This window comes from Myxococcus virescens, assembly GCF_900101905.1.
GTDB lineage: Bacteria > Myxococcota > Myxococcia > Myxococcales > Myxococcaceae > Myxococcus > Myxococcus virescens.
The window spans coordinates 1-21,049 of record NZ_FNAJ01000009.1 but is presented as its reverse complement, the minus strand read 5'-3'; the positions used below and the strand labels follow the sequence as shown (position 1 = coordinate 21,049).

Annotated in this window: 22 protein-coding genes and 1 pseudogene; all 23 read left to right on the top strand. The window is 69.5% G+C overall.

Annotation, left to right across the window (positions count from 1 at the left end):
- A pseudogene (locus BLU09_RS24030) lies at positions 1-240 on the top strand (hypothetical protein); the annotation flags it as partial.
- Entirely contained in the window at positions 237-545 is a 309-nt protein-coding gene (locus tag BLU09_RS24025) for a hypothetical protein (RefSeq protein ID WP_090491846.1), read from the top strand. The pseudogene BLU09_RS24030 and the gene BLU09_RS24025, both read left to right, overlap by 4 nt.
- Positions 542-1,183: a hypothetical protein gene (locus tag BLU09_RS24020; RefSeq protein WP_090491845.1), complete on the top strand. Its 642-nt coding sequence runs from the start codon at positions 542-544 to the stop codon at positions 1,181-1,183. The genes BLU09_RS24025 and BLU09_RS24020 overlap by 4 nt, the downstream gene beginning before the upstream one ends.
- Positions 1,184-1,190: 7 nt before the next feature.
- A complete protein-coding gene (locus tag BLU09_RS24015; protein WP_090491844.1) occupies positions 1,191-1,796 on the top strand; it encodes a hypothetical protein in 606 nt (201 codons plus the stop codon).
- A complete protein-coding gene (locus BLU09_RS24010; RefSeq protein ID WP_090491843.1) occupies positions 1,796-2,698 on the top strand; it encodes an IPT/TIG domain-containing protein in 903 nt (300 codons plus the stop codon). Before BLU09_RS24015 ends, BLU09_RS24010 begins: the two co-directional genes overlap by 1 nt.
- Positions 2,695-3,024: a hypothetical protein gene (locus BLU09_RS24005; RefSeq protein ID WP_090491842.1), complete on the top strand. Its 330-nt coding sequence runs from the start codon at positions 2,695-2,697 to the stop codon at positions 3,022-3,024. The genes BLU09_RS24010 and BLU09_RS24005 overlap by 4 nt, the downstream gene beginning before the upstream one ends.
- On the top strand, positions 3,021-5,237 hold the full coding sequence (locus BLU09_RS24000) for a phage tail protein (RefSeq protein WP_090491841.1): 2,217 nt from the start codon (positions 3,021-3,023) through the stop codon (positions 5,235-5,237). The genes BLU09_RS24005 and BLU09_RS24000 overlap by 4 nt, the downstream gene beginning before the upstream one ends.
- A gap of 11 nt (positions 5,238-5,248) precedes the next feature.
- Positions 5,249-5,710, top strand: coding sequence for a phage tail protein (locus BLU09_RS23995; RefSeq protein ID WP_090491840.1), 462 nt, complete (start codon positions 5,249-5,251; stop codon positions 5,708-5,710).
- Positions 5,711-6,253: 543 nt separating this feature from the next.
- Positions 6,254-7,027 carry a hypothetical protein gene (locus BLU09_RS23990; RefSeq protein WP_090491839.1) on the top strand — a complete coding sequence of 258 codons (774 nt, stop codon included), beginning with the start codon at positions 6,254-6,256 and terminating at the stop codon, positions 7,025-7,027.
- Positions 7,024-7,215 (top strand): hypothetical protein, encoded by a 192-nt coding sequence (locus BLU09_RS23985; protein WP_002617553.1) that lies wholly within the window; start codon positions 7,024-7,026, stop codon positions 7,213-7,215. The genes BLU09_RS23990 and BLU09_RS23985 overlap by 4 nt, the downstream gene beginning before the upstream one ends.
- 3 nt (positions 7,216-7,218) lie before the next feature.
- Positions 7,219-9,912 (top strand): phage tail tape measure protein, encoded by a 2,694-nt coding sequence (locus BLU09_RS23980; protein ID WP_090491838.1) that lies wholly within the window; start codon positions 7,219-7,221, stop codon positions 9,910-9,912.
- 14 nt (positions 9,913-9,926) lie between these two features.
- On the top strand, positions 9,927-10,439 hold the full coding sequence (locus BLU09_RS23975; protein WP_090491837.1) for a CIS tube protein: 513 nt from the start codon (positions 9,927-9,929) through the stop codon (positions 10,437-10,439).
- Positions 10,439-10,780, top strand: a complete 342-nt coding sequence (locus BLU09_RS23970; protein ID WP_090491836.1) for a hypothetical protein — start codon at positions 10,439-10,441, stop codon at positions 10,778-10,780. The genes BLU09_RS23975 and BLU09_RS23970 overlap by 1 nt, the downstream gene beginning before the upstream one ends.
- A complete protein-coding gene (locus tag BLU09_RS23965) occupies positions 10,777-12,060 on the top strand; it encodes a phage late control D family protein (RefSeq protein WP_090491835.1) in 1,284 nt (427 codons plus the stop codon). The genes BLU09_RS23970 and BLU09_RS23965 overlap by 4 nt, the downstream gene beginning before the upstream one ends.
- Before the next feature lie 10 nt (positions 12,061-12,070).
- Positions 12,071-12,649 (top strand): phage baseplate assembly protein V, encoded by a 579-nt coding sequence (locus BLU09_RS23960; protein ID WP_090491834.1) that lies wholly within the window; start codon positions 12,071-12,073, stop codon positions 12,647-12,649.
- An 8-nt stretch (positions 12,650-12,657) separates the two neighbouring features.
- Positions 12,658-13,329 (top strand): hypothetical protein, encoded by a 672-nt coding sequence (locus BLU09_RS23955; protein WP_090491833.1) that lies wholly within the window; start codon positions 12,658-12,660, stop codon positions 13,327-13,329.
- A gap of 10 nt (positions 13,330-13,339) precedes the next feature.
- A complete protein-coding gene (locus BLU09_RS23950; protein ID WP_090491832.1) occupies positions 13,340-13,720 on the top strand; it encodes a GPW/gp25 family protein in 381 nt (126 codons plus the stop codon).
- A gap of 751 nt (positions 13,721-14,471) precedes the next feature.
- Positions 14,472-15,983, top strand: a complete 1,512-nt coding sequence (locus BLU09_RS23945) for a baseplate J/gp47 family protein (protein WP_090492079.1) — start codon at positions 14,472-14,474, stop codon at positions 15,981-15,983.
- Position 15,984: 1 nt separating this feature from the next.
- Positions 15,985-16,515: a hypothetical protein gene (locus BLU09_RS23940; RefSeq protein ID WP_090491831.1), complete on the top strand. Its 531-nt coding sequence runs from the start codon at positions 15,985-15,987 to the stop codon at positions 16,513-16,515.
- A 7-nt stretch (positions 16,516-16,522) separates the two neighbouring features.
- A complete protein-coding gene (locus tag BLU09_RS23935) occupies positions 16,523-17,218 on the top strand; it encodes a hypothetical protein (RefSeq protein WP_090491830.1) in 696 nt (231 codons plus the stop codon).
- A 5-nt stretch (positions 17,219-17,223) separates the two neighbouring features.
- The gene (locus tag BLU09_RS23930) at positions 17,224-17,619 is read left to right on the top strand and encodes a hypothetical protein (protein ID WP_090492078.1); all 396 of its coding nucleotides are present in this window, start codon (positions 17,224-17,226) and stop codon (positions 17,617-17,619) included.
- A gap of 9 nt (positions 17,620-17,628) precedes the next feature.
- Positions 17,629-18,966: a phage tail protein gene (locus tag BLU09_RS23925; protein ID WP_090491829.1), complete on the top strand. Its 1,338-nt coding sequence runs from the start codon at positions 17,629-17,631 to the stop codon at positions 18,964-18,966.
- A 64-nt stretch (positions 18,967-19,030) separates the two neighbouring features.
- Positions 19,031-20,941: a hypothetical protein gene (locus tag BLU09_RS23920; protein WP_090491828.1), complete on the top strand. Its 1,911-nt coding sequence runs from the start codon at positions 19,031-19,033 to the stop codon at positions 20,939-20,941.
- Positions 20,942-21,049: the final 108 nt, after the last annotated feature.

The window sequence follows — 21,049 nt, the reverse complement described above, 5'->3', positions numbered from 1 at the left end:
GACTTGGAGCGCCTCGGCCTCGTCGACGCGGCCACGGGCGACGCCCTCATCCGCCCCAGCGACAGGCTGGGCGCGCTCTACGATGTCGCGGGCGCCCTCGTGCAGGCCGTGAGGACACCGCCTGGGCTGTACGTCACGGAGGCGCGCCCCACGGGCTTCGGACTCCACCGCCGGAGGCCTCGCCGGAATCTCTTGCTCGTCACCTTCAACGACAGGCCCCAAGCCCGAGGACTCGCATGAAAGCACTGTTGCTCACCTCTCTTCTCGCTACCGCCCTCCTCACCCGCTGCCGCGCACCGGACGGGTGCGCGCCGGTGTCCACCCGGTGCGCCGGCAACGTCGCCGAAATCTGCAACGGCGACGGCAACTGGCAGACGCTGGCCGACTGCGACGCCGTCAGCGAGCACAGCAGCGCCGCCTTCACCTGCGCCTACGTCAACGAGGAGGGCGTCGCCGGCCACACGTGCCTGCTCCCCTCCGTGGACGCCGGCACCGTGGACGCAGGCACTGTGGACGCCGGTGCCACGGAAGGCGGTGTCCCGTGAAGGGCTACCTCCAGTCCCTCCCCGGCGTGGGCGGACTCTTCCAGCGCGACATCCAGCCCGCGGAGGTGTGGGCCTTCTACCAGCACATGCAGTCGCGCCTGCGCACCAAGACGGCCAACAAGTCGGACTCGCTCGAGATGCAGTTGGCGGCCGAGGCGCTTCAGCGCATGGGCATCCTCGACAGGCAGCGCTTCCTGGAGAAGTACGCCACCACCGTGGGGCGCACCCTCTACGTGCCCTTCGAGGTGGGCGTGCCGAAGTCGGGCTGGGACTTGTGGGCCCAGGTGGTGGTGTGCGTCCACGAGCACCAGCACGTCGTCCAGCACGACGAGGAGGGCCCCAGCTACGAGTTGGCCTACCTCACCAGCTCCGCCGCGCGCGCTCGCTACGAGGCCGAGGCCTACACCTGCAACCTGGAGCTGCACTACTGGCGCTACGGCACCTTGCCCGCCGTGCGCCCCATCGCCGAGGGCCTCAAGCACTACGGCTGCCGGCCGGAGGACGTTGAAGTCGCCGCGCACACGCTGGCCCTCACCTCGGTGTCCGTCCGCCACGGCGCGGTGGTGAGTGAAGCCACGCACGTGGCCCTCGAGTGGCTCAACTCGCACGTCCCCCACCTGCGGGCCAAGAAGGGCTGAGGCGTCCATGGCCGTCTCGCGCACCGGAGACTGGGCACGGGCCCGCAGGCTACTGGCGGCGGGCTCGTCGCGCCTTGAAGGGGCGATGCAGACGGCCCTGCGGCAGGAGGCGCACGCCCTGCGCAAGGAAGTCGTGCAGGGCCTCACCCAGCAGGCGCCAGGTGGAGAGCCGCTCCGCCCGCCCTCGCCCCTCACGTTGGCGGCGCGCCAACTCGCGGGCTTCAACGGGACGAAGTCCCTCCTCGTCTCCGGTGCGCTGCGCAACTCAATCAGTGTCGTCGTGGAGGGCGACGAGGCCTTCATCGGCGTGTCCCGCACGGCGAAAGGCCCCGACGGTGAGGCACTCGTCGACGTGGCGCAGTTGCAGGAGTACGGGGGGCCGCCCGTCATCGTCCCGATGACGCCGAAGATGCGGCGCTTCCTCTTCGCGCTGCTGCGCCAGGCCGGCCTGGCTGGCCAGTCGCGTACCGGCGGCGGCGGGCGCGGGGTGGTTGTGACGCAGACGCCCGCGCGCCCCTTCCTCCGGCCGGCCTTCGCACGCTTTCGCCAGGGCGCCAGCCGCCGCTTCCTCGCGCGGGTGGCCAAGGAGCTGGGCCTCGGAGGGCCCGGGTAATGGCCCTCCCCTCCCTCACCTCCGTGACGCCCTCCTCGGGCCCCACCAGCGGCGGAGACATCCTCCGCCTCTCTGGCACTGGCTTCGCCGCGCGGGTGGCCGTGCGCCTGGGCGGACTGCGCGCGGAGGTGCTCTCCGTCCGTGAAGAGGCGGGCACTGCCCAAGTGGACGTGCGGACGCCCATGCATGAGGTGGACAACGTCGACGTGGAGCTGCTCAACCTCTCCGCGGACGGACACCCCATTCCAGGCGAGGCCGCTCTCCTTCCGGGCGCGTACCGCTACCTGCGCCCGCGCGTCGGTCGTGAGGCGGACCTCACCCGCCTCGTGCGCACCTTGCTGCGTGAGCTGAAGCGCCAGGTGGTGGCCAACGTCAGCGCCAGCGTCTCCGTCGACTACGACGACACCGTCGCAGACGGCCTCAACGTCATCGCCATGGCCTCGCTGCCCTCCGTGGTGCTGTCAGGCCCCACGCTGCGCGAGAGTCGGCGCTACTCCACCAACGTCTTGCACGAGGACGTCGTGCAGGGCCCCTCCGGCTCGGAGCTGGTGCGCAGGCGCCCCGCGTACACGGTGGACTTGGCCTTCACCCTCACGGTGGCCGCCAACCGCACCGCCGAGCTCTTCAACCTCATGGCCGCCGTGGCCACCTTCCTCAACCGCAACCGCTGGCTGGCCATGTCGAGGGACGCCGAGGACGCCTCGCGCGGCACCGTGCGCTGGGAGATGGACGCGGACGGCGAGGTGCGCACGCAGCTCGGCAGCCGCGACGACGTGCGCGCCTTCACGTGGGGCCTGCTGGTGCGCGGCTTCGACGTGGACGAGGGCCTGCCCCTCGACATCGGCAAGACGGTCGCCGGCACGCACCTCGAAACGGACTCTCACTCCGGAGGCACCTCATGAGCGTCACCCTCACCAATGCCCTGGGCAGGCTCGTCACCTTCCTTTTGCCCCACGAGTCGTACTGCCTGGCGCGAGGCGCGTGCGCCTGCGGCGTGCAGCCAGGCCGCAGCGGCCGGCGCCTGCCCTCCTCCCTCACCCTGGCCACGGGCGTGACGCTGGAGGACGTGCCCGAGGCGGCTCTCTCCGTTCCCGCTGTCGCGGCTGCCATTCGCCGGGGCGAAGTCGTCCTGAAGCGGCAAGCCCCCACGGCCACGCCGTCATCGCCCCCCTCTGTCGCGCCGGTAGCGTCGGTGCGCGCGCCCCGGAAGAAGCGAGGTGCGTCATGAGTCGTGAGCTGCTGTCGTCGAAAATCGTGGTTGAGGAGGAGGAGCCGCGCGTCCGGGGCATTCCTTCCGCGCCCACCTCCGTGGCGGGTGCCGTGGGCCTGGCGGAGCGCGGCCCCATTGGCCAAGCCGTGCTGTGCACCTCCTTCGAGGAGTACCAGGCCACCTTCGGCGGCTTCACGCCGGACTCCGACTTGGCCCTGGCCGCCATGGGCTTCTTCGAGCAGGGCGGCAGCCACCTCTGGGTGGTGCGCACCGCCCACTACGAGGATGCCTCCGACCCCGAGTCGCACACGGCCACGCGTGCGGCGGCGGCCCTCACCACGGGTGGCGGGCCCACGCCCGCTATCGTGCGCGGGACGCTGAGGCCTCCCTTCACCCTGGCCGACGACCAGCGCCTGGAGGTGTCCGTCAACAGCGCCGAGGCGGTGGACGTCGTCTTCTCCGGCGCCGCAGCTTCCGTCGCCGCTGGCCGACCGGGGCCCTACGCCCTCACCGCCGGCCAGGCGCTCCGCGTGCGTGTGGACGACGGGAGGGACGTCTTCATCCCCTTCCACGAGGGTGACTTCGACGACATGGGCCAGGCCACCGCTCAGGAGGTGGCCGCCGTCATCAACGCGGGACTCATTGGCGGGCGAGCCACCGTGGCGGACGGTGTGCTGAGAATCGCCAGTGACACCCAGGGCGCCTCCAGCCGCCTGGAGGTGGGCGACGAGGTGGCGGGCACCGTCTTCGGCTTCCCTGGTGGCCCGCAGGTCGGGAGCGGCAACGTCCAGAGTCTGCGCGCCGTCGAGCTGGCGGAAGTCCGCGCTCTCGTGGAGGCGGCAGTGGCGGGTGTCCGCGTGGCGCCTTCCTCCCTGGGGGCCCTGCAGTTGCTCACCCAGTCCACGGGGCCTGGCGCCACTTTGCGCGTGCAGGGCGACGCAGGCCCCGGCCTCGGCCTGGACGCGCTGCCGCACACGGGCGACGCCTCCGGCGCCACCGACGTCCTCCACCTGGAGGCGAAGGACACGGGCGCCTACGCCAACCGCCTCGAAGTGGAGGTGCGCCCCTCCACCAACAGTGCCCCCGACACCTTCGACGTCCTCATCCTCGAGGACGGCGCCTACCGCGAGTCCTTCCCCAACCTCTCCTCGTCCGAGGACGACGCGCGCTACGTCGAGCGCGTCCTCAATGACGAGCGCACCGGCAGCAGCTACGTCCAAGCCTTCATGGTGCAACCGGACGCGCTTCCGGACGTGCAGACGGTGGCCCTCTCCGGTGGCGAGGACGGCCTCGTCGGATTGGGCGACGCGGACTTCATCGGCTCCGAGGCGGGTAGGACGGGCCTCTACGCACTCGACGAGGTGCAGGAGCTCTCCCTCCTCCTCGTGCCCGGCCGAGCCACGCCGGCCACCCACAACGCCATGGTGCGCTACTGCGAGGTGGCCCGCGACGGCCTCGCCTTCGCCATCCTCGACTCGCCCGCGGGCTACAGCACCACGGACATCGTCTCCTACGTCTCGCAGGATGCCTCCCTCGAAGGCCTCTCTGAGCACGCGGCCCTCTACTGGCCGCGCGTCAAGGTGCTCAACCCCGCCCGAAGCGTCTTCGGCAACGTGGAGCAGCTCGTCGTCCCGCCCTCCGGCATCATCGCTGGCGTCTTCGCGCGCAATGACGGCGCGCGCCCCGGCGGGGTGTACGACGCGCCCGCGGGCATCGAGGCCGGACGCATGTTCGGCGTCCTGGGCTTCGAGTCCAAGGAGACGTTGGAAGAGAAGAAGCGGGACGTCGTCTACCCCCACCGCATCAACCCGCTCACCACCGGGCCCGGCCTCCCGCGCTTCATCGACGGCTCGCGCACGCTGAAGGCCAGCGGCAACTTCCCCTTCGTCGCCGAGCGGCGCGGGGTGTCCTTCATCGAGCGCAGTCTCAAGACGGGCCTGCAGTTCGCCCGGCACCGCAACAACACCGAAGGCCTGCGCGCCCAGGTGCGGCGCTCCATTGCCGCCTTCCTCCTCGCTCAGATGCGGAACGGCGCCTTCCGGAGCATGGAGCCCGCGAAGGCCTTCTTCGTCGACGTCTCGGACGCCCTCAACCCACCCTCCGTCATCTTCGCCGGCAAGCTGGTGGCGCGCATCGGCCTCGCCACCAACAAGCCCGCCGAGTTCATCGTCCTGCGGGTTTCTCAGGACACCCGCGCCCTCGAAGCCGAGCTGGCTTCGGCGGGCCTGTAAGGAGCCTCTCGATGGCAATCATCGGACAGCCGCGCAGCTTCCATAAGCGCTTCAAGTTCCTCTGCGAGGTGGACGGCCTCGGGCACTCGGGTTTCCAGAAGTGCAGCGAATTGTCCGTCGAGGTCGCCAACGTCCAGTATTTCGAGGGCGGCTCCTTGATTCCGAACAAGTCCCCGGGGCGCCTCACCTTCTCCGACGTCACACTGGAGAGAGGCGCCACGCAGGACCATGAGCTCTTCGACTGGTTCCAGGACGTCGTCCACACCGCCAGTGGCCTGGGGCTGCCGGACAGCCTCTACAAGCGCAACCTCGACATCGTCCAGCAGGACCGGGACGGCACTACGCTGCGTCGGTGGAGCCTCTCTCGCGCCTGGCCGGTGAAGTTCGTCGCGGGCGAGTGGGACAACGAGTCCGATGAAAATGTCATCGAAAGCGTCACCCTCACCTACGATTTCTTCGAGCTGGCCAAATAGGACTCAGCCAGCGACGCAGCACCCGTGGGCCTTGCACGCGGGCGGACGATTCCCATTCAGAAGCAGCGCACATCCGCCCGCGAATTCAACAAGCCTCAGCGGGCACGGAGACGATATCCACAACTGTCAACGTGCGCCGTGTTTCGTCCCACTCGCAGATGATGTCCAGCGGCCCTGGGGCCAACCGAAGCCGAGTGACGGTGTTACCTGCTGACGAGCGCTGCACGCGTCCTTCCCTCTCAATGCGAGCGACAGCCTCCTGCACGGCAACGAATGTGCCGTGCGGCATGCGCCCCACCTGCCCCCATGCCTGAGGGCTGAACACCACTCGGCATGAGAGTTTCGAGGTATGGGGCATGGCGGTTGCATTTCAATATCCATGGTGCGGGCCATGGGCTCAACTTTCCACCGTTATTGAGCTACTGAAGGTGTCCTCTGTGTGGCCCGGTCAACACGCGCAGGCTCCACCGTCGTCAAATGAAACGCGCTTGAGGATGTCCCCGATTTGCCGCCCGAGGCCTTTGTCCTTCCCGGAGGAAGGACATGGCGGACACCATTTCGTGCCCCTCGGGGCTGACGGGCCGCATTCGCGGCATGCGAGTGCGGGAGGAGCGCGTCCTCGCGGATAGGAAGCTGGCGAAGAGCGGCGGCCAGGTGGATGAGCTGCTCTCCGCGTGCTGGGAGGAGTTGGTGGAAGCAGGCCCCTACGCCTTCCCCGACGGGAAGGTGGACTGGGGCCAGGTGCTGCAGGGGGACCGCTTCTACGCGCTCCTCCAGGTGCGCGTCCTCACCTACGGCCCCGAGTACGTCTTCGCCGTCCCCTGCCAGAATGCTGCCTGCCGGGCCCGCATCGACTGGGAGCTGGACTTGACGCAGCTCCCGGTGCGCGCCCTCTCGGACGCCAGCCGCGCGGCCTTCATGGCCGGCCACCGCTTTGAGACAACGCTGCCGGACGCCAGCAAGCGCGTGCGCTTCAAGCTGCTGACGGGTGAGGACGAGCGGCGGCTGCCGCAGCTGCAGCGCGCGGCGCCGGAGAAGCTGCTGTCCTCCGTCCTCGCCTACCGGGTGCTGGACGTCGATGGCGTGGACGCCCGCGACAAGCGCCGCTTCCTCGAAGACTTGAGCCTGCGCGACGCCGACTTCCTCGTCGACGAGTTCGACCGCGTCGACTGCGGGGTGGACACGACGCTCGAAGTCGAATGCCCCGAGTGCTTCATGCGCCAGGAGGTGGAGCTCCCTTTCGACCGGGGCTTCTTCCTTCCGGGGCAAGCCCGGACGACGAGGCGACGGGAGCGCTCCACCTCTTCCCCGGCGTGACGCTGGAGACGTGGCGCGAGGGCCTCTTCAACCTGTGCTGGCACCAACACGGCGGCAGCGGCCTCGCAGTGCCTCTTGGTGACGCCTTGGAGCTGCCCACCTCGGACAGGGACTGGCTCCTCGAGCGCATCGGCCAGCAACGCAGTCGCGAGGCGAAGGCCTTGGAGAAGTCCGCGAAGCGGAGGTAGCGCGTGCTCAACAATCTCGGCCTGGGCTTCGTCTTCACGGCACGGGACTTGGCCTCTGGCACCTTCCAGGGCGTGGAGCGCAACTTCATGAGCCTGGACAGGCGAGTGGGGTTGGGCACCGCGCGTATTGAAACCGCCTTCCAGCGGCTTGGCGTCGCCATGGCCATCTTCACGGCTGGCGCCGTCACCGTGGGCGCGTCCCTCTCGCTGGCCAACGTCGCCGGCCAGTTCGAACAAGCCCTGGCGGGCGTGGCCGCCGTCTCTGGTGCCTCGGCCGAGGTGCTCGGGGAGCTGCGTGACGCGGCCGTCAAGGCCAGCCTCGCCACGCAATTCACGCCCACCGAGTCCGTGCTGGGCCTGCGCGAGCTCACTCAGGCCGGCTTCACCGCCGCGGAGGCCATGAAGCTGCTCCTGCCGGTGTTGGACCTGGCGGGTGGCTCGCTGGGAGAGCTGACACCCCAGGGGGCGGCGGGCCTCGCCTCCCAGGCCATGAAGGCCTTCGGCATCTCCACCGACAAGGCCGCCATCTCCGTCGACCAGATGCTCCAGGCCGTCAACGTCTTCGCCCTCAGTGCGAATGAGTTGCCCCTGGCCCTCGGCACCGCTGCGCGCGGCGCACAGGCCCTCAACCAGTCCCTGCCCGAGACACTCATCGCCCTCGGCCTTGTGAAGAATGTTGTCCCCGGCGTGGAGCGCGCGTCCACCGCCGTCGCGGTGGCTATGGAGCGCATGGCGGACCCGCAGGTGCAAGAGCACCTGCGCGGCCTGGGTGTTGCCGTCACCGACTCCAAAGGCAACTTCCTCTCCTTCCTCGGCATCCTCGACAAACTGTCGCCCGCCCTCGAGCGAATGACGGCAGCGCAGCGCTCCGCCTTCCTCCTGAAGGCCTTCGGCCGCGAGGCGCTCGGCGGCGTGAATGCCATCCTCACGCAGTTCACCAACGGCATCCGCAAGGACACTGGCGAAGTCGTCCGCGGCGCCGAGGCCCTCAAGTACCTGCGCGATGAGTTCGAGAATGCGGGCGGCACGGCCACGAAGTTCCGCGAGCAGATGCTGGACACATTTCAGGGCCAGAAGACGCTGCTGGCTGGCAACCTGGAGACGCTGGCCATCGTCCTCGGGGAGCCCTTCAGCCAGGTGCTGAAGCCCCTCGTCACCCTCGTCGCCGGCGCGGTGCAGCAGGTGCTGGGTGTCTTCCAGGCGTTGCCCGGCCCGGTGAAGCGCGCCTTCGCAGCCTTCGCCCTGGGGGCCGGTGGCATCATCGCCCTTGTCGGCGCCGTCATTTCCGCCAAGGTGGGTTTGGCGCTGCTGGTGCTGGGCCTCAAGGTGCTGGGCCTTACCCTGGGCAGCCTCCTGGCCACGGTGCTTCCGGCGGTAGCCGCTGTCGTCCTGCTGGGCGTCGCCGTGGCCGGCCTCGCCTACGCCTTCCGCCACAACCTCGGGGGCCTGGGCAACTTCGCGCGGCGTGTGCAGGAGCAGGTGACGCTCGCCTTCCGAGGCTTCGTCCAGCTCTTCGAGGACGGAGGCTTCTCCGGCGCGGTGCGGGAGGAGTTGGGCCGGGCCCAGAATGCCGGGCTGAAAGACTTCCTCATCAACCTCTACCTGTGGGCACACCGCGTCCACAGCTTCTTCTCGGGCCTCGCCGACGGCTTCTCCTCTGGCCTCGAAGCCGCGCGCCCCACCCTCGACGCCTTCCAGGCGACGTTGCAGCGGGTGGGCGAAGCGCTGGGCTTCCTCTCCGAGCGGGACGACGCGACCACCGCCGCTGCGAAGTTCGCCGCCTTCGGCGAGGCGGGGGCCACGGTGGGGCGCGCCCTCGCCCGCGTCTTCGACTTCGTCGTCAGGGGCCTAACGACCGGTGCAGAGGTGGCGGAGGGCCTCGCGGGGCAATGGCACTACATGAAGGCCGGCGTCGACGTCCTCCTCAGCAGCCTGGCGCACCTCGGCCGCGTCCTCGGTGGGGCGCTCTCCGGCCTCTTGGGCACCAGCTCCGCCGCGAGGGAAGGCGGCAGCATCTGGGTGGCCATGGGGCAAGCCATCGGGTTTGCCATCGGCAACATCACCACCGTCGTGGGCGTGCTGGTGTCCGCCGTCTCCCTCGCGGTGTCCGTGGTGGGCGGCGTCCTCAACGCCGCCCTGGCGGCCTTCTCTGGCATCGTCGACGTCTTCTGGGGCGTGGTGTTGACGCTGAGCGGAGCCCTCACCGGCAACTGGGCCGAGGCGTGGACGGGCATGAAGCTCGTCGTCTTCGGCGTGGTCGACGCCATCTCCGGCGTCCTCCTGGAGCTGGTGGGCGCCATCCTCGGTGTGGTGGACGCGGTGGCGAGCCTCTTCGGCACGGACACCGGCCTCCAGCAGGCGCTCCGCACGGCCCGACTGGGTCTCCACCGGGACTTGTCCGTCGCCTTCGGCCTTGAGGACGCCACCGGCAGCGCAGCCACACCCGCGTCCGTCGTCACCGCGGCCTCGCCCACCTCGCCGGTGGACTGGCCCCTGGAGTCCTCGTCCATGCCGGCGGTGGCGGCCCTCCAAGCCTCGCTGCCCCCACCCGAGGTGCTCTCTTCGCAGCCGGCCTCGCCTCCCGCCGCCCCCGTCCTCGTCAGCCTGCAGGTGGACGGCGAGGTGCTTGCCCAGGCCACGGCTCGTGCCGAGAGGGACGCCGCCTCACGCAGCTTCTCTCCCATGCCGGCGTACTGAAAGGCGGACCCCACGTGTCCATCGCTGCCGGCCTCGCCCGTCCTCCTCGCTGCGTACTGGTGAATGTCCTCACCGGCGAGGCAATGGAGTGCATCTTCAACCCCACGCAGTTGGTAGAGAAGCTCCAGGTGAATTGGAATCGCTTGGCGGTGCCCGGCCTCTCTCACCAGGTGCTCCAGTTTCAGGGCACCTCCAATCGGCAGCTCGCGGGCGTCGAGTTCTACCTGGATGCCTACTTCGCCATGCAGCAGGCCGACACGTCCAACATCATGGCGTTCCGCGCCTTCCTGCGGGCGCTCACCGTGCCTCCGGCGGGCACCAAGGGTGTGCTGGCGACGGCGCCCCCGCGCGTCCTCGTCCTCTGGCCCGGCGTCCTCACCGTGGAGTGCGTCGTCGCCAGCGTGGAGTTCAACTACCGCCAGTTGGCCGTGGACGGCCGCGTCCTCGTCTACACCGCCACCGTCACCTTTGAGGAGGTGCTCGACACCCGCGTCACCTCCGAGCAGCTCCGTCAGGAGGTGCCGTAGTGGCCCCTCACGCCGGCAGTCGCTACTCCTTCTCCTTCGGTATTCGGGATGAGGTGGGACGTCTGCTGCTCACCGAGAGAGTTCCCTACGGCTTCCAGCCGCACGCTGACACGCGCGTCCACCTCGTCGCCGAGGGTGACTCCCTCTGGGGTCTGGCCGGCCGCTACTTCGCCCCCCTCCCGCGCGCCTGCGGCTTCTGGTGGGCGATTGCGGACTTCCAGCCGGAACCCATCATCGACGCGACGCTGGAGCTGGAGGCCGGGCGGCGCGTCTACATCCCCTCGCTGCGCGTCCTCACCGACGTCATCCTCAGCGAGCAGCGACGGAGGGTCAGCGAATGACGCGGCCCCTCGACAGGAGCGCGCCTGGCGTGCGTCTCACGCTGCTGGCACACGAGAAGGCCCGCAGCGGTGAGCCCCTCTCGCTTGAGGGGCGCGTCCTCAGCCTCACCTTCGAGGACTCCGCCACGAAGGCCGACAAGCTGTCCCTCCAGTTGGACAACTTCGACTTGGCCCTCTTCGACAGGGCGGAGCTGGTGGGCGGCGCGGTGCTGGAGGTGTCCTGGGGCTACCCGGGACTCATGGCGCCTCCGCGGCGCGTCGTCATCAAGAAGCTGAAGGGCTTTCAGGTGCTCACCGTCGAAGGCCAGGCGCTCAGCGCCCTCATGCACCGCGAAGCGAAGACGCGCGCTTGGAAGGGCAAAACGCGCGCCCAGGTGGTGCGCGAGGTGGCCGCCGAGTACGGCTACGAGGAGAGCTCCGTCCATGTCGAGGACACCGGAGAGTCCTTCGACGCCATCCACCAGGCCGGGGAGACAGATGCGCGCTTTCTTCGGCGCCTGGCCGCGCGGGAGGAGTTCGAGTTCCACGTCGACGACAGGGGCCTCACCTTCGGTCCGCGAAACCAGGCCGCCGCGCCCACCCAGGTGCTGTGGTGGTACGCCGACGCGGGCCGGGGCGACATCCTCTCCGTCAACGTCGAGTCGGAGCTGGGGCGGCGAGTGGGCCAGGTGGGCGTCCGTGGCCGGGACGCCATGGCCAAGGCGACCATCGACGCCCAGGCGAGCAGCGCCACCGTGGAGCGCACCACCCTCGCCGACTTCCTTGAAGTGGTGGACAAGCGCACGGGCACCACGTCGCTGCAGCTCCGCAACAGCACCACCAGCGTCCAGCCCACCTCCGCATCGACGCCGGCCCAAGCTCAGCGCGAATCCGCAGCCCGCTTCCGGCGCTCGGCAGCCGGCACCGTGAAGCTGTCCCTCCAGGTGGTGGGCAATCCCAGCTTGCGCGCGAAGTCCGTCGTGGAGGTGCGAGGCATCTCCAGCTTCCTGTCCGGGAAGTATTACGTCACAGAGGCGAAGCACGTCCTCTCCTCCTCTGGCTACACCTGCGAGTTGAAGCTGTCGCGTGACGGCACCGGACAGCGTCAGCAAGCCAGCGCCGAGAAGCAAGGCCAGCCCCAGGGGGGACAGCCCAACACCAGCGCGCCCGAGACGACTGGGGCACTGAAGGAAGTCGAGGCCTTCGAGAGGGACACCGGCACCCGGTACATCGAGTACCGCCGCGACGGGCAGCCCATCGGAGTCGAGGACCCGGAAGCCGGAATGAGTCTCCCCAAGTAGCGAGCCCACCATGAGCACCTTCGACGACGACATCCTTGCCCATGACACGCGCCTCCTCGGAATGTACGTGGGCTACGTCACCAGCCGCGACGACGAGGCGCAGCTCGGCCGCGTCCGCGTGTGCATCCCCGGTGTCCTCGAGCCCGAGTCCGCCTGGGCCTGGCCGCTGGGCACCTCCGGCGGGGGCGCCAAGGACACGGGCTTCTTCGCCGTCCCCGAGGTGGGCGCAGAGGTCGCTGTCTTCTTCAACCAGGGCGACGTCGACGCCCCCTACTACCTCAGCGCGCACTGGGGGCGGCCCGGCGGTCAGAGCGAGGTGCCCGAAGAAGCCCAGGTGTCTCCGCCCGACAACCGCGTCCTCGCCACGCCCACCTTCCGCGTCGAGTTGGACGAGTCCGCGGGGAAGCGGAAGCTGAAGCTCACCAACCGGAAGACGGGCGACTGCCTCACCTTCGACGCGGAAACCAACTCCGTCACACTGGAGGCCACCACCGCCCTCACCCTGCGCGCGGTGGGCGCCATCTCCCTCGAAGCCGCTCAAGTCACCATCGCCGGCCGTGTCGTCCGCCCCATCGCCGAGCCGATTTGAGGAAGCCCATGGCGCTGCCCATCTGCATCCACATCCCGCCGTTGCCCGAGGCGCCTACCCTCACCCTGCCCGGCGGCGCCACCCTGCAGCACCACCAGCTCCTGCAAGCCGTCCAGCCGGCGCTCGCGCCGCTCATGCCTATTTTCGACGTCATCGGCGCGGTGCTGGCCCTCGTCGAAGTCGTGAAGGCCATACCGGACGCGCTGGGGCCGCCGCCGGACCCGACAGCCATCGCCGCGGCTCTGCCCAAATTGTCCGAGAAGGTGTCCAAGCTGCTCCGCCTCGTCCCCCAGCTCTCGGTGCCTTACACCGTGGTGGGCGTCATCGACATCGTCCTGGGCGAGCTGGGCCGTGCGCGTGCCCAGCTCGTCCACATGCAGCTGCGCCTGTCGAGTGTGGCGCGGGCCCGGCAACGCGCCGCCCAGCTTGGAGACGCGGGCCTCCTTGCGGTGGCCGGCTGCGCGGAGGCCAACGTCGCCCAGGAGGCCGCCAACGTCGGCAAGGCCCTGGCCGCCCTCTCCCAGCTCATGGCCCTCCTCAACGTCCTCCTCGGACTGGTGGGCGGCCCCCAGGTGCCGGACTTCTCCAGCCTCGAAGGCCCGCTCGATGGCGCCATCGCACCACTCGACGCCATCGTCCGCACGCTGCAGCAGGTGCGCTCGGCCATTCCCGTTCCATGAGGAGGACGTCATGAGTCGAGCCCCCCAGAATCTCCTCGTCCCCTTCCGGCGCGACCGAAAGCGGGACTTCGCCACGGGGACCGGGGCCGAACTGCTCGCCTCGAAGGTACGGCAGGTGCTGCTGACGGAAGGCGCCACTCCCCACTCCACCGGTGAGCTGCCCTGGCGCACCAGCTTCGGCGCGGGCCTCTCGCGCCTTCGCCATCAGAGCAACGACGCCGTGCTGGGGGAGTTGGCGCGCGTGTGCATCCGTGACGCCCTCGCGCGCTGGCTGCCTGGCGTCCAGCTTGTGCAGGTCCGCGTCGAGCAGTCAGGCCCTCTGTTTACTCTGCATGTCCGGGTGAAGGAGCGCGATGCGGCAACTTCCGTGAGCGTCTCGTTGGAGATGTGAGATGTCCCCGAACACACCACGTCCGATGGCTTTGCCTCTTCGGAGGCATTCGCATCGTGGACAATTCTCATACCAACCCCCTCGCATTCTCCCCACCACTCGACATCGATGGACTCTTTCCGCCCGAGCGACGCACGGGACAACCCAGAAAAAACTGGGTACGCGAGGATTTCTTTGAAGAGCCGTTGGACGTGGAGCGTGCGTACTGGCTCGGGTTCATTTACGCAGACGGTTCAGTCGTCTTCAAACCGCGCTGGGCACTCAGAGTGCATCTCGCCGCCAAGGACGAATCCCACCTTTCCACGCTTCATGCGCGAATTGGCGGACGACTGAGTTGGACCAAGAGTAGGCTGAGGAGCCTGATGGCTTGCTCCCGCAAGCTTTGTCTCTCTCTTGGCCGACTTGGAGTGGTGCCGCGCAAGACGTATGCACCATGTGCTCCACCCAATCTCGTTGGCCAGGAGCAACGTGCATTTCTCCGGGGTCTCTTTGACGGCAACGGCTGCCTTCACGTCTCCAAGCGCGGCTACCTTCAGGCGGCCTACTGCGGCCATCCCGCAACGGTCTGTTGGATTGTGGAGCAACTCGGAATCGACACCAACGGCAAGCCTCGGCAGCGAGGCGGTGCTGCCTACGCTCAGTGGACCTCCGAGGGGCGCGCCATCGCACTTGTGCAACTCCTCTATGGCGCCCCCGGTCCAAGACTTGAGCGCAAGGCGCTTATCGCCCAACGGTATCTTTGAAAGCGAGCATTCCGTTGCTGCCTCACAACACCGACTACACCACCAAAGACTACGATGCTCTGCGCGCACGCCTCGTGGCGCTGGTGCGGAGCGTCTTCCCGGACTGGGCCGATTTCGACGTCGCCAGCTTCGGCAACCTGCTGCTGGAGATGTTCGCCTTCGTCGGCGACGTCCTCGGCTTCTACCAGGACAACCTCGCCCGCGAGTCGCGCCTCTCCACCGCCACCCAGCGCCGCAACGTCATCGCCCTGGCGAGAATGCTGGGCTACCGGCTTCACGGTGCCCATGCGGCCACGGCCGAGGTGGAGCTGCGCCTGGCTCAGCCTCCCGCAGCCCCTGTCACCTTCCCCGCCGGCACCATCGTCCGCACGCAGGAGGTGACAGAGGCCGTCCGCTTCCAGCTCCTCTCGTACGTCACCATTCTGGCCGGCGCCAACCCGCCGCGCGTCCTGGCCGTGGTGGAGCACTCAAAGACGCACACCCAGCTCTTCGACGCCCGCGGCCTCGCTGACTTCGAGGCACACCTGGACTTCGCGCCCTACCTCGACGGCTCCGCCCGCGTGTCCACCGCCCAGGGCACCTTCACCGAGGTGGACACCTTCCTCAACTCCCGCGCCTCCGACGCCCACTTCCTCGTCTCGGTGGACCAGGGGGACAAGGCCACCATCCGCTTCGGCACCGGCACCAACGGCCTGCCGCCCGCTGGCACCGTGGCGGTGGTGTACAAGACAGGTGGCGGCACGGCCGGCAACGTGGACGCGGGTCGCCTCGTCGTCGTGGAGGGCAGCTTTCGGGACGCCCACGGCCACGCGGTGCAGGTGTCCGTCCACAACCCCGCCCCCGCTTCGGGTGGCACGGACAGGCAGACGGTGGCCTCCGCGAAGCTGCTCGCCCCCGAGAGTCTCCGGGCTCCAACGCGCACCGTCTCCCGCGAGGACTTCGAGATTAACGCCCGGCGCCTCCCCGGAGTGGCTCGCGCCCTCATGCTGACGTCCAACGAAGACGCCACCATTGCCGAGAATGCCGGCATCCTCTACGTCGTGCCCCAGGGCGGCGGAGTCCCCACGCCCGCGCTCAAGGCCCAGGTGCTGCGGCAAGTCACCGAAGTCTACCCCTGCACCCTCACCTTCCAGGTGAGCGTCCAGGAGCCGGTGTACCGGCGCGTGGACGTCTCCGCCCGCCTCTTCCTGCGCCAGGGCGCTTCGGCCCAGGACGTCGCCTCGCGCGTCCGCCAGGCACTCGTCGCCCACTTCCGCATCAGCGAGCCTGACGGCACACCCAACCCGCGCATCGACTTCGGCTTCAACCTCAAGGACGCCCAGGGCTTCCCCGCCGGCGAGGTAGCCTGGTCGGACGTGTTCAACGTCATCCGCGACGCGCCCGGGGTGCGGAAGCTGGGCGACGCGCGGATGGATTTGACACTCAACAGCCTGCCCGCGGACGTGAAGCTGACGGTGCGCGAGCTGCCGGTGCTGGGCAGCGTCATCCTGCAGGACGGGGACACCGGAGGGCTGCTCTGACATGCCCCTCCTGAATCCCAGCTTCGAAGACGCGGGCGCCCGGCCCGGCGAGGCAGCGCACTGGACGCTGACGGCGGTGACGCACCTCGAAGCCCTAGCGGGCTTCGGTGTGCCGGAGGAGGCGTGCGAGGACTTCGAGCACTGGTACGTGTGGCGCGCCGCCCTCTCCGACATCCCTGTAGCCCTCGCCTTCTTCTCTGGCCAGCGCGAGGGCTTCGAGTCCTTCTCCCGGGGCTGGGACAACGACGGCTACCTCTTCGAGCTGCCGGCCGCGCAGCTCGTCCCGCACCGCTTCGAGGGGGGCGTCGTCGAGACGTGGGACCAGGGGCGCTTCCTCACGGACTGGGCGGACATCACCTCCGTGCCGGGCCTCTTCAACAACTCGCCGCGGGAGGACTTCGAGGAGCGCTGGCACACCAACGAGGCCTACGCCTGGCGCTGGGAGGACGTGACGGCGCGCGTGGCCCTCTTCAACACGACGCAGCCCACCGAGGACTTCGACACCGGGTGGCCTGTGGCCGCCACGCAGTGAGGACATCATGGCAAGCGCAGATTGGAGTTACCTCAATCAAGGACTGGACATCGCCACCGTGGACAGGGGCGTGACGGCGGGCATTGCCCGTCCCCCGGGCGGCGGCCACTTCCTCTTCGCCTTCAACTCCCTCTCCGCCGCGCAGGGCGCAGTGGGTCTCTTCGCCAACCTCCCCGACTTCGCCCCCATGGCCCGGGGCGGGAGCATCCGCGGCTGCCTCCAGCGAGGGCCGGGCGGCGGCCCCACCGGCTTCGCGCCCTTCCTCTTCCTGTGCGGACAGGGCACCTCCGTCAACGACTCCGCCTACCTCCTGGGTCTCTCCGACGATGAGCCCCATCGAGTTGTTCTGCGCAAAGGCGCGGTGGCCACGGGCCTGCCTGACGCGGACGGCCCCGGTGTCCTGCTGAAGTCCTCGGCCAGCTTCACCCAGGGCACCTGGCTGCACCTGCGGCTGGACGTCATCGTCAACGCCAACGGCGACGTCGTCCTCAAGGCCCTCCAGAATGACTTGGCCGCGCACCCGCTCGGCACGCCCCCTGACTGGCAGCCCGTGCCGGGCATGGCCGACTTCATCGACGACGCCCTCGGCATCAACTCCGGCAGCCAGCCCCTCACCTCGGGCCGGGGCGGCTTCGGCTTCGCGGTGAAGGACGTCACGCGCCGGGCATACTTCGACTCGCTCGAGCTGTCCCGGCAGGTGTGACGCCCATGGCCCTCACCGCCTTCACCAGCCGCCTCGGCCTGGGCCAGGGACGCATCCGGCCCCAGCGGGCCACGCCCGCCTCGGGCGAGTACCTCTTCGTCCTCGGAGACGAGGAGCTCGGGCGCCGCTTCGAGCTGGCCCCTGGGGACTTCGCCGAGGTGACTCAAGCCGTGGACGTCACCGGCGTGGACCTGGTCCGCACCGCCTTGCGCCTCCGTGTGCCTCCAAGCGCCCCAGTTGGCCTGGCCTGGGAAGCGTCCCTCGTCGTGGGCGGGGTGAAGTACGCCCGCTGCCGAGGGCGCCCCGGCCGCGAGCGGCTCGTCTCGGACCTGGTCGCCAACGTCTCGAAGCTCTCCGGTGTCCACACGGTGGGCGTCCGCCTGGAGCTCGTATCCCCGTGAGGAAGCCCCATGGCCACGGTTGAGCTGCCCGCCCTCTACGTCGACACCGTCTCCCTCTTCGCCGAGACGCGCCGTCCCCTCCTCCTCAACCGCGCTCCGGGCCCCGAGGAGGCGAATGTCCCCGTCAATGCCGCGCTGGAGTTGGAGCTGGTGGACGTCGGCACGGACGGCATTGCCCGGGCGGCCACGCGCGTCTGGGTGGACGGATTCCCCGCCTTCGAAGGCGGGGCTGACGTCGAGGTGCAACCCGCCTTCGCGGGGCCTCTGGCGGAGGTGACGCAGACGGCAGACACCCTGCGTGTGGTGCTCCATCCGGCGGTGCCACTGGTTAGCCAGGCCACCGTCTCCGTCCGCGTCGTCTCGGCCACGGCCGGCGGCGCGCACCTCCTCGACGAGACGTACACCTTCACCGTGGAGGACAGGACGGCACCCCGGCTCGTGAGCGCCCAGGCCCTGGCGTCGAAATCGGTGCGCCTCGCCTTCGACGAGGACGTGCGGGTACCGCCCTCCGCGCGCATCACCTTCACGCCTCGCGGCGCGCCCGCAGTCCCGGTGGCCGCCCTCGAGGCCGCGGCCGACGGCCCCCTCGTCCACCTCGCCCTCGACACGGAAATGACGCCGGACGTGGGGTACGAGGTGCTCGTGGAGGGCGTGACGGACGCCCACGGCAACCTGGTGCTCGCCCCCTACCACCGCGCCATCTTCACGGGTTTCAGGCCGACCAGGCCGCCCTCCCGGCACTTCCAGCTCTGGGACATGCTGCCCCGCCACAACCGCCGCGACGACGTGACGGGCGACCTGCACCGCTTCATCTCCTGCCTTCAGGAGGTGACGGACTTGCTCCTCGCTGACTTGGACGCCTTCCCCGACGTCTTTGACCTGGAGCGTGCGCCGGAGTCCTTCCTCGACGGCATCCTCCAGGACTTGGGAAACCCCTTCGCCTTCGAGCTGGACGTCCTCGCCCGGCGCCGCCTGGCCGCCATCCTCGTGGACATGTACCAGCAGAAGGGCACCGCGCTGGGCCTGCGCAACGCCATCCGCTTCTTCCTCGGCATCGAGGTGAGGGCCATCTCTCCCTTCGCCTCAGACACCCTCGTGCTGGGTGAGTCCGAGCTGGGCGTCGACTGGGTACTGGGCCCCTCGGAGCGCTTCGCCCGCTACGCCTTCAACGTCGAGGTGGAGCGTCTCCTCTCGCCTGCGGAGCGCCAGCGACTGCGCACCCTCGTCGACTACCTCAAGCCCGCGCACACCCACTTCGTCGACTTGGTGGAGCCCCTGCCGCCCATACTCCCGGAGCACTGGGAGCTGGGACTCAGCGAGCTGGGCGAGACGACGACGCTGCACTGACGTCCGCCTGGCATGTCCCCGATTTCTCGCGCCGTGCCTTTGCCTTCCTCTGGAGGGCGCAGGCATGAGCAACCGGCTGGATTTTCACTTCAGGCAGCGCGTGACGGAGGCCGAGCTGGACCTGGCCTTCGCGCAGCTCGAGCAAGCAGATAGGAACCTCGCCTCGGACTTGGGCGTCCACGGCGTCATCTCCGGGGCCGTGCCCGCGCCGCATTCCCCCGTCCCCAACCTCACCGTCGACCTGACGGCCCCAGGCCGCGCCTACGACAACCTCGGCCAGCGCATCTTCTTCGGCACCGGGCAGACGGTGAACTGCGCGGCGGACTTGTCGGGCATCCCCACCGACGTCTCCACCTCGGGCAGCGAGCGGTGGGTGGGCATCTTCCTGCGCTTCACCCGCCTGCTGTCCGAGCCGCGCACGGACGGCAACTCCCAGCAGGTGTACTTCCGCCGCGACGAGTCCTTCGAGCTGGTGGTGCGCCAGGCGCCGGAGGGGCCCGTCGGCCAGGCGCCCAAGCCCGCCCTCCAGTCCGACGAGCTGCTGCTGTGTGATGTCCGGCGCCGCCCAGGGCAGACGCAGATTCTTGCTGCGGACCTGGACACTTCCCGCCGCCAGGCCTTCATCTTCGCCCGGGGCACCTCCGTGGCCGTGGAGAGCGGCACCTGGGACGTCCTGAGCCCCAGCGCGGACACGGTGCAGGCGACGCTGGACGAGGTGGACGCCGAACTGGCCGGGCACTTCTCCGGCGACGCCCGGAGGCACGCGGCCAGCGCCGTGGACTACGCGCCCCACGGCTTCGTTGGCGCCACCACCGTGCAGACGGCCGTGGACGAAGTCGTGGACAAGCTCTCCACGGCCACTGCTGGCACACCGGGCGCCTCTCGCGTGGGCGCGGACGCGGTGCCCGGCACGCCCAACCTGCTGCCGGCGGGCACCGTGGACGCGCAGCTCTCCTCGCTGCTGGGCTTCCTCAACACCCACCAGGGCGCGGCCACCGGGGCCCACCACGCCAGCGCCATTGGCGCCACGCCCCACAGCTACGTCAGCGGCACCAGCGTGCAGGCCCAGTTGCAGGAGGTCGTCACGCGCCTCGGAGAGACAACGGCAAACAGCCCCGGCGCCTCTCGTATCGGAGGAGACGCACTGGCAGGGACGCCTCACACCCTCCCCGCCAGCAGCCTGCGGCAGCAGGTGGCCGCGCTTCTGGGCTTCCTCAATGGGCACGTCACCCAGGGCGCGGGGGCCCACGCGGCCTCCGCCGTCTCCGTCGCGGACGCTGGCAACCTGCTGACGGCAGGCACCGTCGAAGCGGCCCTCGCGGAAGTCCTCTCGGCCTTCAGCGGCGGGCACTTCCGCGGCAACGAGACTGCGGTGGGCCAGCACAAGGCCATCCTCCAGCCCGTCCTCGGGGCCGGCCGCGTCCTCCTCCTCGACGCCCAGGGCGCGGGCGGCGCCGCCGCGCGGCTGCGCCTCTACGCCGACAGCGACTCGGTGTGGTTCACCCTCAATGCGGCCTGGAATGGCAGCGCCTGGGCCCGGGACACCAGCGGGACGGCCTCCGGCGGCTTTCGCCTCTCACGCAACGAGGCGGAGTTCCTCCACGACGCCAACACTGGCGTCACATTCACCACCTGGACGCGCACCTGGCGGATTCCCATGAGTAGCACTGCCAGCAACACGGCCTTCGAGGTGGCGGGCAGCGTGCGCGAGGTGGGCCGGCTCGGCCTCCAGTACAGCAACAGCGACACCGTCGCGCACGACAACCTGGCCGGGGGCGGCTCGGTGACGTTCCGCAGCCGCTTTCCCACCGCGCCCTCCTCCATCACCCTCACCCCCTACGCCACCAGCGGCAGCTTCGTCGGCAACCCCACCGTCATGGTGCCCGACAGAGACGGCTTCGCCTTCTACAGCCACCAAAACCTCTCAGGCCTCGCCGCGACGTACTGGTACGGCTCGTACACCGCTGTCGCGTGAGGACGCCCATGGCCATTCACGAAGTCACTGCCGAAGACGTGCTGCAGCGCTGCGCCCGGTGCGGCAGCGGCAATCGCCTCTCCCTCGACACCCTGGAGGTCGGCGTCG